This is a genomic window from Pseudomonas sp. 478 (assembly GCF_003254125.1).
GTDB lineage: Bacteria > Pseudomonadota > Gammaproteobacteria > Pseudomonadales > Pseudomonadaceae > Aquipseudomonas.
In genome coordinates, this window is record NZ_QKZG01000009.1 from 56,416 (window position 1) to 71,562 (window position 15,147).

The 15,147-nt window shown below is 59.0% G+C and carries 12 protein-coding genes, 4 tRNA genes and 1 pseudogene; 6 read left to right on the forward strand and 11 right to left on the reverse strand.

What is annotated here, in order from left to right:
- Nucleotides 1-60 precede the first annotated feature (60 nt).
- A complete protein-coding gene (locus DFS28_RS19315) occupies nt 61-1,359 on the forward strand; it encodes an NAD(P)/FAD-dependent oxidoreductase (protein WP_111451082.1) in 1,299 nt (432 codons plus the stop codon).
- A gap of 320 nt (nt 1,360-1,679) precedes the next feature.
- Nucleotides 1,680-2,078: an EF-hand domain-containing protein gene (locus DFS28_RS19320; RefSeq protein WP_111451083.1), complete on the forward strand. Its 399-nt coding sequence runs from the start codon at nt 1,680-1,682 to the stop codon at nt 2,076-2,078.
- 62 nt (nt 2,079-2,140) lie between these two features.
- Here the strand turns inward: DFS28_RS19320 and DFS28_RS31215 are convergent, their stop codons facing one another.
- The 9 genes and pseudogenes from DFS28_RS31215 to rluD form a co-directional block, all read right to left on the reverse strand.
- Nucleotides 2,141-3,004 (reverse strand): methyl-accepting chemotaxis protein, encoded by an 864-nt coding sequence (locus tag DFS28_RS31215; RefSeq protein ID WP_371922179.1) that lies wholly within the window; start codon nt 3,002-3,004, stop codon nt 2,141-2,143.
- Nucleotides 2,996-3,766, reverse strand: a pseudogene (locus DFS28_RS31220) (MCP four helix bundle domain-containing protein); the annotation flags it as partial. The pseudogene DFS28_RS31220 and the gene DFS28_RS31215, both read right to left, overlap by 9 nt.
- 153 nt (nt 3,767-3,919) lie before the next feature.
- Nucleotides 3,920-3,996 (reverse strand) — tRNA-Pro (locus DFS28_RS19330).
- A gap of 98 nt (nt 3,997-4,094) precedes the next feature.
- Nucleotides 4,095-4,170, reverse strand: a tRNA-Lys gene (locus DFS28_RS19335).
- Between the two features lie 5 nt (nt 4,171-4,175).
- Nucleotides 4,176-4,252: transfer RNA gene (locus DFS28_RS19340), tRNA-Pro, on the reverse strand.
- Between the two features lie 9 nt (nt 4,253-4,261).
- Nucleotides 4,262-4,337 (reverse strand) — tRNA-Asn (locus DFS28_RS19345).
- Between the two features lie 298 nt (nt 4,338-4,635).
- Nucleotides 4,636-7,200: an ATP-dependent chaperone ClpB gene (clpB, locus tag DFS28_RS19350; protein WP_111451085.1), complete on the reverse strand. Its 2,565-nt coding sequence runs from the start codon at nt 7,198-7,200 to the stop codon at nt 4,636-4,638.
- A 129-nt stretch (nt 7,201-7,329) separates the two neighbouring features.
- On the reverse strand, nt 7,330-8,055 hold the full coding sequence (pgeF, locus tag DFS28_RS19355) for a peptidoglycan editing factor PgeF (RefSeq protein ID WP_111451086.1): 726 nt from the start codon (nt 8,053-8,055) through the stop codon (nt 7,330-7,332).
- Entirely contained in the window at nt 8,052-9,014 is a 963-nt protein-coding gene (gene rluD, locus DFS28_RS19360; RefSeq protein ID WP_007942311.1) for a 23S rRNA pseudouridine(1911/1915/1917) synthase RluD, read from the reverse strand. The genes pgeF and rluD overlap by 4 nt, the downstream gene beginning before the upstream one ends.
- 151 nt (nt 9,015-9,165) lie before the next feature.
- Here rluD and DFS28_RS19365 point away from each other — a divergent pair, with 151 nt between their 5' ends.
- The 4 genes from DFS28_RS19365 to DFS28_RS19380 all read left to right on the forward strand — a co-directional run bounded on the left by DFS28_RS19365 (nt 9,166) and on the right by DFS28_RS19380 (nt 13,466).
- Nucleotides 9,166-10,188 carry an outer membrane protein assembly factor BamD gene (locus tag DFS28_RS19365; RefSeq protein ID WP_111451087.1) on the forward strand — a complete coding sequence of 341 codons (1,023 nt, stop codon included), beginning with the start codon at nt 9,166-9,168 and terminating at the stop codon, nt 10,186-10,188.
- Nucleotides 10,189-10,310: 122 nt separating this feature from the next.
- Nucleotides 10,311-10,544, forward strand: coding sequence for a PP0621 family protein (locus tag DFS28_RS19370; RefSeq protein WP_111451088.1), 234 nt, complete (start codon nt 10,311-10,313; stop codon nt 10,542-10,544).
- Nucleotides 10,534-12,123 carry a PAS domain-containing sensor histidine kinase gene (locus DFS28_RS19375; protein ID WP_111451089.1) on the forward strand — a complete coding sequence of 530 codons (1,590 nt, stop codon included), beginning with the start codon at nt 10,534-10,536 and terminating at the stop codon, nt 12,121-12,123. Before DFS28_RS19370 ends, DFS28_RS19375 begins: the two co-directional genes overlap by 11 nt.
- A gap of 2 nt (nt 12,124-12,125) precedes the next feature.
- Nucleotides 12,126-13,466 carry a sigma-54 dependent transcriptional regulator gene (locus tag DFS28_RS19380; protein WP_111451090.1) on the forward strand — a complete coding sequence of 447 codons (1,341 nt, stop codon included), beginning with the start codon at nt 12,126-12,128 and terminating at the stop codon, nt 13,464-13,466.
- A gap of 121 nt (nt 13,467-13,587) precedes the next feature.
- Here DFS28_RS19380 and thiO read toward each other — a convergent pair whose 3' ends face one another.
- Together thiO and DFS28_RS19390 are read right to left on the reverse strand one after the other, a co-directional pair.
- Nucleotides 13,588-14,688 (reverse strand): glycine oxidase ThiO, encoded by a 1,101-nt coding sequence (gene thiO / locus DFS28_RS19385; RefSeq protein ID WP_111451091.1) that lies wholly within the window; start codon nt 14,686-14,688, stop codon nt 13,588-13,590.
- Nucleotides 14,689-14,744: 56 nt separating this feature from the next.
- The gene (locus tag DFS28_RS19390; RefSeq protein WP_008154912.1) at nt 14,745-15,140 is read right to left on the reverse strand and encodes a type IV pilin protein; all 396 of its coding nucleotides are present in this window, start codon (nt 15,138-15,140) and stop codon (nt 14,745-14,747) included.
- Nucleotides 15,141-15,147 lie beyond the last annotated feature (7 nt).

Sequence of the window (15,147 nt, forward strand, 5' to 3'; positions counted from 1 at the left end):
GCTGCATCGCGCTCGCTCGGGTAATTGCACCGATTTCTTTTAGCCTTGCGAGATATCCCCATGACTCATCGTATTGTCATCGTTGGCGGCGGCGCCGGCGGTCTGGAGTTGGCTACCCGTCTGGGTAAGACTCTGGGCAAGCGCGGCACGGCCAGTGTGATGCTGGTCGACGCGAACCTGACCCACATCTGGAAACCGCTGTTGCACGAAGTGGCGGCAGGTTCCCTGAACTCTTCCGAAGACGAACTCAACTATGTTGCCCAGGCAAAATGGAACCACTTCGAGTTCCAGCTGGGGCGCATGAGCGGGCTTGATCGCGCGCAGAAGAAAATCCAGCTGGCCGCCACCTACGACGAAGCCGGCATTGAACTGGTCCCGGCACGCGAAGTGGGTTACGACTCGCTGGTGATCGCGGTCGGCAGCACCACCAACGATTTCGGGACTCAGGGCGCGGCGCAACACTGCCTGTTCCTCGACACCCGCAAACAGGCCGAGCGCTTCCACCAGCAATTGCTCAACCACTACCTGCGCGCCCATGCCGGGCAAACCGACAAGGTCGAGCAGATCAGCGTGGCCATCGTCGGCGCCGGTGCCACCGGGGTCGAACTGGCCGCCGAACTGCACAACGCCGCCCATGAACTGGCGGCTTACGGCCTGGACCGGATCAAACCGGAAAACATGCACATCACCTTGATCGAAGCCGGGCCACGGGTGTTGCCAGCGTTGCCGGAACGTATTGGCGGGCCGGTGCATAAAACCCTGGAGAAACTCGGGGTCAACGTCATGACCAATGCCGCCGTCAGTGAAGTGACGGTCGACAGCCTGATTACCGCCGATGGCAAAGTCATCAACGCCAGCCTGAAAGTCTGGGCGGCCGGGATTCGTGCACCAGGCTTCCTCAAGGACATCGATGGCCTGGAGACCAACCGGATCAATCAGCTGCAAGTGCTGCCGACCCTGCAAACCACCCGCGACGAGAATATCTACGCCTTCGGTGACTGCGCGGCCTGCCCGCAGCCGGGCAGCGATCGCAACGTGCCGCCGCGCGCCCAGGCTGCGCATCAGCAAGCTTCGTTGCTGGCCAAATCGCTGAAACTGCGGATCGAAGGCAAGCCGCTGCCTGAGTACAAATACACCGACTACGGCTCGTTGATCTCGCTGTCGCGTTTTTCGGCTGTGGGTAACTTGATGGGCAACCTCACCGGCAGCGTGATGCTGGAAGGCTGGCTGGCGCGGATGTTTTACGTGTCGCTGTATCGCATGCACCAGATGGCGCTGTATGGCGCGTTTCGTACGGCGATGTTGATGCTGGGCAGCAAGATCGGGCGCGGGACTGAGCCGCGACTGAAGCTGCACTAACACACATCCACTGTGGGAGCGGGCTTGCTCGCGAAGGCGGTGTGACAGTCAATAGAGATGTTGAATGTTATGACCCCTTCGCGAGCAAGCCCGCTCCCACATTTGTTACTCATTGCCTTGGAGATCTGTGTCTCACTGTATCTCCCCCGCCGTTTCATCCCCTTCGCTTACAAACTCCCCCCTTGCGCGACACAGTAGCGATACACCACGCCCGCTAAATGGCCACACCCGAGCAAGGCACCCCGCCAGCTACGGTTATCGCCGCACTTACGTGGCGTCCTTTATCGAACGGTTGTGTCGTGCAACCCAGGAGTATTGAAATGTCCCGTACCACCAAAAACACTATCGGTCTGCTCGGCGCTGTTTTGGCCGGTGGCATGATGTTGTCCGGCGCCGTGTTCGCCGCGCAACCCCTGACACAAGGCTACCTGCTGGCCTCGGCCGAACAGGTCGTGAAGACCCCTGAAGGTAAATGTGGCGAAGGCAAGTGTGGCGATGCCTCGATGGCAAAAACCGACACGGATGGCGACGGCAAGGTATCCCGTGCCGAATTCCTGAAAGTCGCGCCGAAGTCCAACTTCGACAAGATCGACACCAACCATGATGGCTTCATCGACGAGCAAGAGGCATTCGATAACGTGAAAGCCAACTACGAAGCCAATGGCAAGAAAATGCCAAAAGGCCTGTTCGAGCACTTGAAAGACCAAGACGGCGCCTAAGCTTCCGAAAACCAGGCCGCGCTTTTCCATCGAGAAGCGCGGCTTTTTTGCGTCTGGAAAATTTAAAGCTGAAAGCGCCGCACCATGCCCTGCAAGGCATTGGCCAGCTGAGACAGCTCCTGGCTGGACGCGCTGGTCTGATCCGCCCCGGCGGCAGATCGCACCGAAAGGTCACGGATATTCACCAGGTTGCGGTCGACTTCACGCGCCACCTGCGCCTGTTCTTCGGCAGCGCTGGCGATCACCAGATTGCGCTCGTGGATCTGATGAACCGACGCGGTGATGGTCTGCAACGCTTCACCTGCACGCTCGGCCAAGGCCAATGTGCTGGCCGCACGGCTTGAGCTGGCGTGCATCGAATCCAGCGCCTGAGTTGAGCCGTTGCGCATGCCCTGAACCATTTGCTCGATTTCCTGAGTCGATTGCTGCGTGCGATAGGCCAAAGCGCGAACTTCGTCGGCAACCACCGCGAAACCGCGACCGCTTTCCCCGGCGCGCGCCGCTTCAATGGCTGCGTTGAGGGCCAGCAAGTTGGTTTGCTCGGCAATCGCACGAATCACATCCAGTACCTTGCCGATGCCCTGAGACTGGTTGGCCAGGGACTGCACCAATCCACCGGTGATCTGTACATCGCTGGCCAGGGCGCCAATGGCCGTGACTGTTTCGCTGACCCGCTCCTGGCCGACATGCGCGGACTCACTGGATTGGCGCGTGGCGTCGGAGGTCGACACCGCGTTGCGAGCGACCTCCTCCACCGCGGTGGTCATTTCAGTGACAGCCGTCGCCACTTGTTCGATCTCATTGTTCTGCTGTTGCAGGTTCTGTGTGCTGTCGAGGGTGACGGCATTCAACTCGTCAGCCGCTGTCGCCAATTGCGCGGCCGAGCCGCTGATACCTTGCAAGGTTTCGCGCAGGTTGCGCTGCATGGTCGCCAACGCCTTGAGCAAACGACTCACTTCATCGTTGCCATGGGTTTCGATGGGGCGCGTCAGGTCGCCTCGCGCCACGTTTTCCGCGGCATCCAACGCTTCGTTCAAAGGTTTGACGATGCTGCGGGTCAGCAGCATGGCCAGGCCGACGGTGGCCAATGCTGCCAATGCGATAAACAGGCTGACGATCATCCGCGATGTTTCGTAATGCGCTGCAGATTTCTGGCTCTCGGCGGCGACTTGTTTGGCGAACAGATCCGCCAGGTCAGTGAGTTGCTTGCCGGAACCATCGACCACGGTTTTCATGTCTACCAGCAGCAACTTGGTCAATTCGTCATGACGACCCTGTTCGGCCAGGGAAAAAGATTGGGCAATGCCGGCACGATAAGCCGCGAGGGTGGTTTTGAACTGGTCATACGAGGCTTTGCCTTCGACGGTGTTGACCAACCTGTCATACGCCGCAATCTTCTCGCTCAACTCTTTGTCGCGAGTGTCCATTTGGCCGCGGTAGACAGGGATGTTCTTCGGATCCTGATCCAGGGCCATGCGCAGGGAAATGGTACGGATGCGCAGCATGATTTCGCGGATCTCGTCACCGCCGCGAATACTCGGTAGCCATTGTTTCTCCACCGCCACCTCGCTATCGCGAATGCTCGACATCTGCCCCAGGGCAAAAATCCCGAGCAACGCGACCAATACGGCAATCAAGGCAAACCCCAAGGCTGCCCGAGGAGCGATATTTAATTGTCGAAGCACCATAACGAACGCCTTTTTCTTGTAGTGGCTTGGATAAGGGGCGTTGTTTCGGCAGTACCCCGTCGCCTCGTTATCGGCAAGTTGTACGATGACTGAAGTGTTATTTCTCGAAGACAAAAAAAATCCCCGTATCTTTCGATACGAGGATTTTTAATATGGTCGGGGTAAGGGGATTCGAACTCCTGACATCCTGCTCCCAAAGCAGGCGCGCTACCGGACTGCGCTATACCCCGGTAATAAAAAGGCGACCTTTAAAAAAGTCGCCTTCTTCGATCAGTGCTTTTGGCCTCTGATCTTAAGATCTGATCCCAGCGTGAACTGGTTTCAAAAATGGTGGGTCGTGTGGGATTCGAACCTACGACCAATTGGTTAAAAGCCAACTGCTCTACCAACTGAGCTAACGACCCAAAAATGGTCGGGGTAAGGGGATTCGAACTCCTGACATCCTGCTCCCAAAGCAGGCGCGCTACCGGACTGCGCTATACCCCGGTTTGAAATTGGCTCCGTGACCAGGACTCGAACCTGGGACCCAATGATTAACAGTCATTTGCTCTACCGACTGAGCTATCACGGAACTACATATTTCAATTTACAACTGTGAAGCTTGCTTCACCTCTTCGACCCGTTCGCATCGCTGCGTTCGTGTGTCTGAGGCGCGCTATTCTACAATCTTAAGCACCTCTGTCAACCCCCTAAATTGCTTTCAAGTTAATGATTTGCAACTTATTTCAGATTCCTGCTTGGGGAGCTGGAACCCTTCAGGGCGACTTACTGCGGGGCGCACTTTACAAGCCTTTTCCTTAGAGTTCAACAGCCTGGCGAAAAAAAGGCCTCGCAATGCGAGGCCTCTTCAATTTTACTGCCGCCGTGGATCAGGCAAATACGATTTCGTCGTTCTCCACGACACCCTTGGCGGTATCGCCCGGCATGAAACGACCGGACAGAATCAGCTGCGCCAGCGGGTTTTCAATCCAGCGCTGAATGGCTCGTTTGAGCGGCCGTGCGCCGTAAACCGGGTCGTAACCCACCGCGATCAGCTTATCCATGGCCTCAGGGCTCAGTTCAAGCTTCAGCTCGCGTTCGGTCAGGCGACTGCGCAGGCGACCCAACTGGATCTCGGTAATGCCCGCGATCTGATCCCGAGCCAATGGCTCAAAGATCACCACTTCATCGACCCGGTTGATGAACTCAGGTCGGAAGTGCGTGGAAATCGCATCCATCACTGCCGCACGCTGCGCCTCACGATCACCGACCAATTCCTGGATCTGCACCGAACCGAGGTTGGAGGTCATGACAATCACGGTATTTTTGAAATCCACCGTGCGGCCATGACTGTCGGTCAGTCGGCCATCTTCCAGCACTTGCAGCAAGATGTTGAAGACGTCCGGGTGGGCCTTCTCGACCTCGTCCAGGAGGATCACCGAATAAGGCTTGCGACGCACCGCCTCGGTCAGGTAACCGCCCTCTTCATAGCCTACGTAGCCTGGTGGCGCACCGATCAGACGAGCCACGGAATGTTTCTCCATGAACTCGGACATGTCGATCCGCACCATCGCCTCTTCCGTATCGAAGAGGAACTCGGCCAGCGCCTTGCACAGCTCGGTTTTACCGACACCGGTCGGGCCGAGGAACATGAACGAACCGCTCGGGCGATTCGGATCGGACAACCCGGCACGGGAACGCCGCACAGCGTTGGAAACGGCAATCACCGCTTCGTCCTGGCCGATCACACGTTGGTGCAACAGGCTTTCCATCTTCATCAGCTTGTCGCGCTCACCCTCGAGCATTTTCGACACCGGAATGCCGGTCCACTTCGAAACGACTTCAGCGATCTCTTCTTCGGTCACCTTGCTGCGCAGCAACTGGTTTTCAGTTTTGCCGTGCTGGTCGACCATTTGCAGGCTGCGCTCCAGATCCGGGATGATCCCGTACTGCAACTCGGCCATGCGGTTCAGGTCGCCTTTGCGGCGGGCCGTTTCCAGTTCCTGACGGGACTGTTCGATTTTCTGCTGGATCTGCGCAGAACCCTGGACTTCGGCTTTTTCCGCGTTCCAGATTTCCTCCAGGTCCGAGTACTCACGTTCGTGACGAACGATTTCTTCCTGGAGTTTTTCCAGACGTTTCTTCGCCGCGTCGTCGCTTTCTTTCTTCAGCGCCTGGGATTCCACCTTCAGCTGAATCAGACGACGCTCCAGACGGTCCAGCACTTCCGGCTTGGAGTCGATCTCCATGCGGATACGGCTGGCGGCTTCGTCGATCAGGTCGATGGCCTTGTCCGGCAGCTGACGATCGGTGATGTAGCGATGGCTGAGCTTGGCCGCGGCGATGATTGCGCCGTCGGTGATCGCCACCTTGTGGTGAACCTCGTAGCGCTCTTTCAGGCCACGCAGGATGGCGATGGTGTCTTCTTCGCTCGGCTCATCCACCAAGACTTTCTGGAAGCGCCGCTCGAGGGCCGCATCCTTCTCTATATATTGGCGGTACTCGTTGAGCGTGGTCGCGCCGACGCAGTGCAGTTCACCACGGGCCAACGCAGGCTTGAGCATATTGCCCGCGTCCATCGAGCCTTCACCTTTACCGGCGCCGACCATGGTGTGCAGTTCGTCGATGAAAAGAATGATCTGCCCTTCCTGCTTCGACAGTTCGTTGAGCAAGGATTTGAGGCGTTCTTCGAACTCGCCACGGTACTTGGCACCGGCAATCAGCGACCCCATGTCCAAGGACAGCAGGCGCTTGCCTTTCAGTCCATCCGGGACTTCGCCGTTGATAATGCGCTGGGCCAGACCTTCGGCGATGGCGGTTTTACCCACGCCTGGCTCACCGATCAGCACCGGGTTGTTCTTGGTGCGGCGTTGCAGCACCTGAATGGTCCGGCGAATTTCGTCATCACGGCCGATTACCGGATCGAGCTTGCCTTCTTCGGCGCGCTTGGTCAGGTCGACGGTGTATTTATCCAGCGCCTGGCGCGACTCTTCATGGTTGGCGTCATTGACGGCCTCACCACCACGCAGGTTGGTGATTGCGTTTTCCAGAGCTTTCTTGCTGACGCCCTGACCGAGCAACAATTTGCCGAGTTTGCTGTTCTCGTCCATGGCGGCGAGCAACACCAGCTCGCTGGAGATGAACTGATCGCCCTTCTGCTGGGCCAGGCGGTCGGCCTGGTTGAGCAGACGCGCCAAATCCTGCGACATGTTGACGTCGCCGGTCGGGTTCTGGATTTTTGGTAGTTGGTCGAGCTCTTTGGTCAGCTCTTTACGCAGGCTGTTGACGTCGAAGCCCACCTGCATCAACAGGGGTTTGATCGAACCACCCTGCTGTTCAAGCATGGCTTGCATCAAGTGCGCCGGTTCAATGCCCGGATGATCGAGGCCAACGGCCAGGGATTGGGCGTCGGACAAGGCTAACTGCAACTTGCTGGTTAAACGGTCTATACGCATGGGTCACCTTCCTTTTGAGCAGGCCGGACCTATGAAACATCCTGAATGAAGAAACCTGCCAGATATCACTTAGATGTGGTCGATTCTGGGAGATTCAAGCGTCGTGATGTTGATGTAGATCAGAGAAGTCTAGCGTTCGAGCCAGACCAAGGAGGCAAACCGACCGGTGCGTGGGCTACGGCGGTAAGAAAAGAAGCGAGGATCGGTCACGGTACAGAAACCGCCACCATAAACAGCGGTGACACCGCGAGCCGCCAGACGCAAGCGCGCCAGCTCATAGATATCAGCCATGAATTTGCCAGCATTTGCACTCGGCACAAACGCTTTAGCGGCTTCGGGTAATTGCTCGACGAAGGTTTCGCGCACTTCAGGGCCGACTTCAAAGGCTTGCGGACCAATGGCCGGACCGAGCCAGACCAGCACTTCTTCTGGCGGCACGGCCAGACTGTCGAGGGTTGCTTCCAGCACACCCGCCGCCAACCCGCGCCATCCGGCATGAGCCGCCGCGACGCGAGTACCGGCACGGTCACAGAACAGCGCCGGCAGGCAATCCGCAGTCATTGCCGTGCAGGCAATACCGGGCGTTGCCGTCCAGCTTGCATCGGCAGTGGCCGTAAGGCTTGGGTCTGCGTGGGCCACGGCAATGCCGTGAACCTGCTTTAACCAGGCCGGCTGAATAGCGAAATGATCAGTGAGGCGACGGCGGTTTTCGACCACAGCTTCGGGGCTGTCATCGACGTGATCGCCGAGGTTGAGGCTGTCGAACGGCGCCAGACTGACGCCGCCCGCTCGGGTGGTAACGCAGGCTTTCACCCCGGCAGGCGCAGGCCAGTCGGGAATCAGCCAGTCACTCATCCGATGAACGCCTCGCGGTCTTGCTTGAGCAGCGTCAGCAACCAGACGAAATCGTCCGGCAGTGGCGATTCCCAGCTCATGCGTTTACCGGTGGTCGGGTGATCCAGCTCCAGGAACCGCGCATGCAGCGCCTGACGCGGGAACGCCTTCAACGATTCGACCATGGTCACACTGGCTGCCGGCGGAATACGGAAGCGACCGCCGTAGGCAGGGTCTCCGACCAACGGGTAGTTGATGTGGGCCATGTGCACACGAATCTGGTGCGTACGACCGGTTTCCAGCTTCACCCGCACGTGCGTGTGGGAGCGGAAACGCTCGAGCACGCGGTAATGGCTGACGGCCTGCTTGCCACCTTCCATCACGGCCATGCGCTGGCGTTGCTGACCGTGACGACCGATCGGCGCGTTGATCTTGCCGCCGGCAGTCACCACGCCGATCACGATGCACTCGTAGATCCGGCTTACGCTGCGGCTCTGCAATTGCGTGACAAGCTGTGTCTGCGCCTGAATGGTCTTGGCCACCACCATCAGACCGGTGGTGTCCTTGTCCAGGCGATGCACGATACCGGCGCGGGGCACATTGATGATGTCCGGCACGTGGTGCAGCAAGGCGTTGAGCAAGGTGCCATCGGCGTGACCGGCGGCAGGATGCACCACCAGACCCGCGGGTTTGTTGATCACCAGGATGTCGTCGTCTTCATAGACGATGTCCAGCTCGATGTCTTGAGCGATCCATTCGCCCTGAGCTTCCTGCTCGGCAGTGAGTTCAAGAATGGCACCACCATGAACGATGTCTCGCGGGCGGATAACCGCCCCATCCACAGTCAGGCGGCCGTCTTTGATCCAGGCGGAAAGGCGCGAGCGCGAGTGCTCAGCGAATAATTGTGCGGCGACTTGATCGAGGCGTTGGCCGCCCAATTCGGACGGCACCTCTGCGCGAAGTTCAATTTTATCGGACATGCTCAGACTAGGCGTCGGCACAGCCTTTGGTTTCGGCTGCGCGCTTGTGGTTAAATACGGCGTCTTTTGCCCCGAGGCTATTCAACGGGGCGCTCATCATAACAGGACGGCCCCGCCCAAGACAGCGGCCGTCATAGGGACGCAAGCCGCCATGCAAGTGAAACACCTGCTGCTGATCGCCATCCTCGCATTGACCGCTGCTTGCTCATCGAAGGAAGTCGTAGACGAAAACCTGAGCGAGGTCGAGCTGTACCAGCAGGCTCAGCACGATCTGGACAACAATAGCTACACCGCCGCCACAGCCAAGCTGAAGGCGCTGGAGTCGCGTTATCCGTTCGGTCGCTACGCCGATCAGGCTCAACTCGAGCTCATCTACGCCAACTACAAGAACACCGAGCCTGAAGCGGCGAAGTCCGCCGCCGAGCGCTTCATTCGTCTGCACCCGCAGCACCCGAACGTGGATTACGCGTATTACCTCAAGGGTCTGACTTCTTTCGACCAGGACGTCGGCCTGTTGTCGCGCTTCCTGCCGTTGGACATGACCAAGCGTGACCCGGGTGCCGCTCGCGACTCCTACAACGAGTTCGCCCAGCTGACCAGCCGCTTCCCCAACAGCCGCTACTCGCCGGACGCCAAGCAGCGCATGATCTACCTGCGCAACCTGCTGGCGGCCTACGAGATTCACGTTGCCGACTACTACCTGACCCGTCAGGCCTATGTCGCCGCCGCGAACCGTGGTCGCTACGTGGTGGAAAACTTCCAGGAAACCCCTTCGGTCGGTGACGGCCTGGCGGTGATGACAGAGGCCTACCAGCGTCTGCACCTGGACGATCTGGCCGCTACCAGCCTCGAAACCCTGAAGCTCAACTACCCGAACCATCCAAGCCTGGTCGACGGTCAGTTCCACCCTTCGGTGGCCGAAGCAGACAACCGTTCGTGGCTGAGCAAGGCGACCCTGGGCCTGATCGAATCCCGCCCACCGCTGCCGCCGGGCGAAACCCGCGCCAACCAGGACGTGCAGAAGCAGTTCCAGGACGCCAAGGACGCGATTCCGAACGATCTCAAGCCTAAAGATGAAAAAGGCGACGTGATCGAAGAAGAGGAACACGACTCCGAAGCCAATAACAGCGACCGCTCGTGGTTCAGCTACATGACCTTCGGCGTGTTTGACTGACACATCGGGTTGTACGAAAAGGAGCCTTTCGAGGCTCCTTTTTTATGGGCTCGATGATTACGCTGTGCGCTGGTCATGTCCTTGGCTAAACTGGCTCATCACTCGTCGAATAGCAGCTCATCATGCTTCGTTTACTGTTCTGGATCGCCCTGATTGCCGCTGCGGTATGGTTCTGGCGCAAGTTCAAGGGCCAGGCGTCCGTGCCCAGGTCCTCTGCCGAGCTGGAGGCGGCTCCGATGGTCCGCTGCGCCCATTGCGGCGTACACCTGCCACGCGACCGCGCGCTGAGACTTCAACAACAGTGGTATTGCAGCCAGGCTCATCTTGAGCAAGGCCCGGGCTCCAGTGATCGCTGAGACCTCCAGTCCCGGCAGCAAACAGGCCCAGCGACTGCTGCGCCTCTATCACCTCTACCGTTTGAGCATCGGCATCACCCTGGTGCTGTTGATCGCCAGCAACATGGACAACCAGCTGCTGACGTTCAGCAATGACGACCTGCTGCGCAGTGGCAGCTGGTTTTACCTGGTGCTGAACATCCTGCTGGTGGTATTCCTCGGGAACACCCGGCGCCCGGCGCAACTGTTCAGCCTGGCGCTGACCGACGTCCTGCTACTGTGCGGTCTGTTCTATGCCGCCGGCGGTGTGGCCAGCGCCATCGGCAACTTGCTGATCGTATCGGTAGCCATCAGCAACACCTTGTTGCGAGGGCGCATCGGCCTGCTGATTGCCGCCGTTGGCGCGCTCGGCATCGTCGGGCTGAGCTTCCTCCTGAGTTTCAGCCATCGCGCCACCCCCAACGATTACTTGCAAGTCGGCACGCTCGGCGCCTTGTGTTTTGCTGCTGCATTGCTGGTGCAAGGGCTGATCCGACGCCTGGATGTCAGCGAAACCCTCGCCGAACAGCGGGCCAGCGAAGTTGTCAGCCTCGAAGCCCTCAACGCCCTGATCCTGCAACGCATGCGGACCGGCATCCTGGTACTCGACGACCAGCGGCGGGTTCAACTGGCCAACCACAGCGCCCTGAACCTGTTAGGCAGGGAAAATCTTGCAGGCCAGTTGATCGACGACTACTTGCCCAGCCTGGTCGAACGCCTGCAATTGTGGCGCAACAATCCGACGCTGCGCCCCCAGAGCCTGAAAGTCGCCAGCAGTGGTCTGGAGCTGCAACCGAGCTTCATTGCCCTGGACCAAAGCCCACACCACCAGACCTTGGTCTTTCTCGAAGACCTCGCGCAAATCGCTCAACAAGCCCAGCAATTGAAGCTCGCCGCCCTCGGTCGCCTGACCGCCGGTATCGCCCATGAAATCCGCAACCCACTGGGCGCCGTTAGTCATGCCGCGCAGCTATTGCAGGAATCAGAGGAACTGAACGGCGCGGATCGACGTCTGACACAGATTATTCAAGACCACTCTCAGCGAATGAATCGGGTAATCGAAAACGTCCTGCAACTGTCCCGCCGTCAGCAAACCATAGCGCAACGGCTTGATCTGAAGCCGTGGCTGGAACAGTTCGTCAACGAAAACCGCGAGAGGGCGACCGAGCATCAGCAGATTCATCTGCGCATCTGCTCAGGAGACTTCAAAACCCTGATGGATCCAGACCAACTGACCCAGATTCTCGACAATCTGTTGCGCAACGCCTGGCGCCATAGCGCCTTGAATCACGACCTGGCACAGGTCTGGCTCGAATTGTTTGTCGATTCGGACAGCCAGCTGCCGATCCTCGAGATCCTGGACGATGGCCCCGGCGTGACGCCAGAGCATCACGTGCACTTGTTCGAACCGTTCTTCACCACCAGCACCCAAGGCACCGGCCTGGGGCTTTATCTGTCCCGTGAGCTGTGCGAAAGCAACCAGGCCCGCCTAGACTTCAAACCACGCCAAGGCGGCGGCTGCTTTCGCATCACTTTTGCTCACGGACGGAAACAAAGTTGAACATGAGCCCACGGCAAAAAGTCCTGATCGTCGACGACGAACCGGATATCCGCGAACTCCTGGAAATCACCCTGGGACGGATGAAACTCGACACCTTCAGTGCCCGCAACCTCGGCGAAGCCCAGGCACTGCTGTCGCGAGAGTCGTTCGATTTGTGCCTGACCGACATGCGCTTGCCGGACGGCACCGGCCTTGAGCTGGTGCAACACATCCAGCAACGCCACCCCCAAGTACCGGTGGCCATGATCACCGCTTATGGCAGCCTGGAAACGGCGATCAACGCCCTCAAAGCCGGCGCCTTCGACTTCCTGACCAAACCGGTGGACCTCACTCGCCTGCGGGAACTGGTCAGCAGTGCGCTTCGGTTGCCTGCGCCGGGCGGCACCGGCATTGCCATCGATCGCCGGCTGCTGGGTGATTCACCGCCCATGCGCGCCTTGCGCAAACACATCGACAAACTGGCCCGCAGCCAGGCGCCGGTGTACATCAGCGGCGAATCCGGCAGCGGCAAGGAATTGGTCGCGCGACTGATCCATGAGCAAGGGCCACGCGCCAACCAACCTTTTATTCCGGTCAATTGCGGGGCGATTCCGTCGGAATTGATGGAGAGCGAATTTTTCGGGCATCGCAAAGGCAGTTTCAGCGGTGCCATCGAAGACAAACCAGGACTGTTCCAGGCGGCCCATGGCGGCACCCTGTTCCTGGACGAAGTGGCTGATTTGCCGCTGGCGATGCAGGTCAAACTGCTACGGGCCATACAGGAAAAAGCCGTTCGCGGTGTCGGCGAGCAACAGGAAACCGTGGTCGATGTGCGTATCCTGTGCGCCACCCACAAAGACCTCGACGCCGAAGTTGCCGCCGAACGCTTTCGCCAGGATTTGTACTACCGGTTGAACGTGATCGAACTACGGGTGCCGCCCTTGCGCGAACGCCGTGACGACATCGAATCCCTCGCCAGCCATGTGCTCAAACGCCTGGCCACCAGCACTGGCCAACCCGTCGCAAAACTCCACCCCCAAGCCCTCGACGCGCTGAAAAGCTATCGCTTCCCCGGCAATGTGCGGGAACTGGAGAACGTGCTCGAACGGGCGCACACGTTGTGCGAAAACAAACAAATTGAAGCCAGCGATCTGCGACTGGCCGAAGGCAACTGCAACCCGGAAGGCGGTGTGCCGGACCTGACGCAGATCGACAACCTGGAAGACTACCTGGAAAACGTCGAACGCAACCTTATCCTCCAGGCCCTGGAAGAAACCCGCTGGAACCGCACGGCGGCGGCTCAGCGGTTAAATCTTTCATTCCGGTCGATGCGCTACAGGCTCAAAAAATTAGGGTTGGATTGAGGGCCTCTTCGCGAGCAAGCCCGCTCCCACATTCGATTGCGTTCTTTCTGGTAGAACTCGTTTAAATGTGGGAGCGGGCTCGCTCGCGAAGGCGATCTGACAGGCGCCGAAAATCCCGCGACTAAATCCGCCCGATCGGTGCATACGGCGCCGGATCAATGATCGGCTCACGCCCCAGCATCACATCCGCAAACAACTGACACGACGCTGGCGCCAGCACCAAGCCATTACGGTAATGCCCGCAATTCAGCCAAAGCCCTTCGAACCCTGGCACCCGACCGATGTAGGGAATACCTTCCGGCGAACCCGGTCGCAACCCGGCCCAGTGCCCCACGACCTCGGCATCCGCCAATGCAGGAATCAACTCCACCGCCGACGCCTTCAGGCTCTCCAGGGCAGATTCGGTTGGCGTCTTGTCGAAGCCTTCATGCTCCAGCGTACTGCCAATCAGAATGTGCCCATCACGCCGAGGGATCGCATAACGCCCCTTGGCCAGAACCATGCTCGGCAGAAAGTCCGCCGCGCATTTGTACAGAATCATCTGACCTTTCACCGGTTCGACCGGCAGCTCCAGATCCAGGCTCTTGAGTAAATCACCGCTCCAGGCACCGGCGGTCAGAACCACCTGATCGCCATGAATCGCTCCCGCCGAGGTCTGCACCCCGACCACCGTAGCGCCTTCACGGATAAACCCGCTGACGTCACACTGTTCATGAATCCTCACATTCGGCAGCGCCAGCAACGCGGCCTTGAGGGACTTCACCAGCCGCGGATTACGCACATTGGCCACATCGGCCATGTAGATCGCCCGGGAAAAACCGTTCCCCAACACAGGCACTGCGTCGTGAGCCGCCGAGATATCCACAGCCCGCAACGGACGATTTTCCCGCTCGGCCCAGGCCAGCGCCTCGGTCTCGTCATCGAGGTCCAGCCAGTACAACCCGGTGGTATGCACCTCAGGATCGACACCGGTGGCGGCAAACAGTCGCTCACCGAGCTGTGGATAAAAATCCTGGGACCAATGCGCCAACGCGGTGACCGCCGGGCTGTAGCGCCACGGGTAGAGCGGCGAAACGATGCCGCCACCGGCCCAGGACGACTCCTGACCGACGTTCGAGCGATCCAGCAGCACAACTTTTTCCACTTCGGACGCGAGATTGAACGCTGTCAGCAGGCCAATCACGCCGCCGCCGACAATCACCACTTGCTGTTGCCTGGTCATGTTCTGATCCAACCGTTAAATAGACAGGGGGCACAAAAGGCACCCAAAAAAAGAACTTAGCGCCCCCAGCAATCCTTGGTCGCGGCCGTCGCATTGACCATGCTTCTGACGCCAGTGTTGGTGATGGTGAAATCACCGCACTTGTCAGCTGCCATGGCCTTGCCGGGCTTGCGCACCGCCGTCAGCAGGAAGGTCTGATCGGTCAGGGTCGGGGTGATGGTGTAGAAGTCATTACCGGCGCTCAGGCCGGTGGCATTGGTGTAGACATTATTCTTCGAATAGAAGCGTTCAAGGATCTGCGCTTGTTCGGAGAGCAGGCCGGCGACTTCAGTGCGGCGGCCCTTGTTCACATACTCGGTGAGGCTCGGGTAGCCAATGGTGATGACGATCCCGATGATCGCAATCACGATCATGATTTCGATCAGGGTAAAACCTCGGTTGGATCTGCGCATGCCTCAA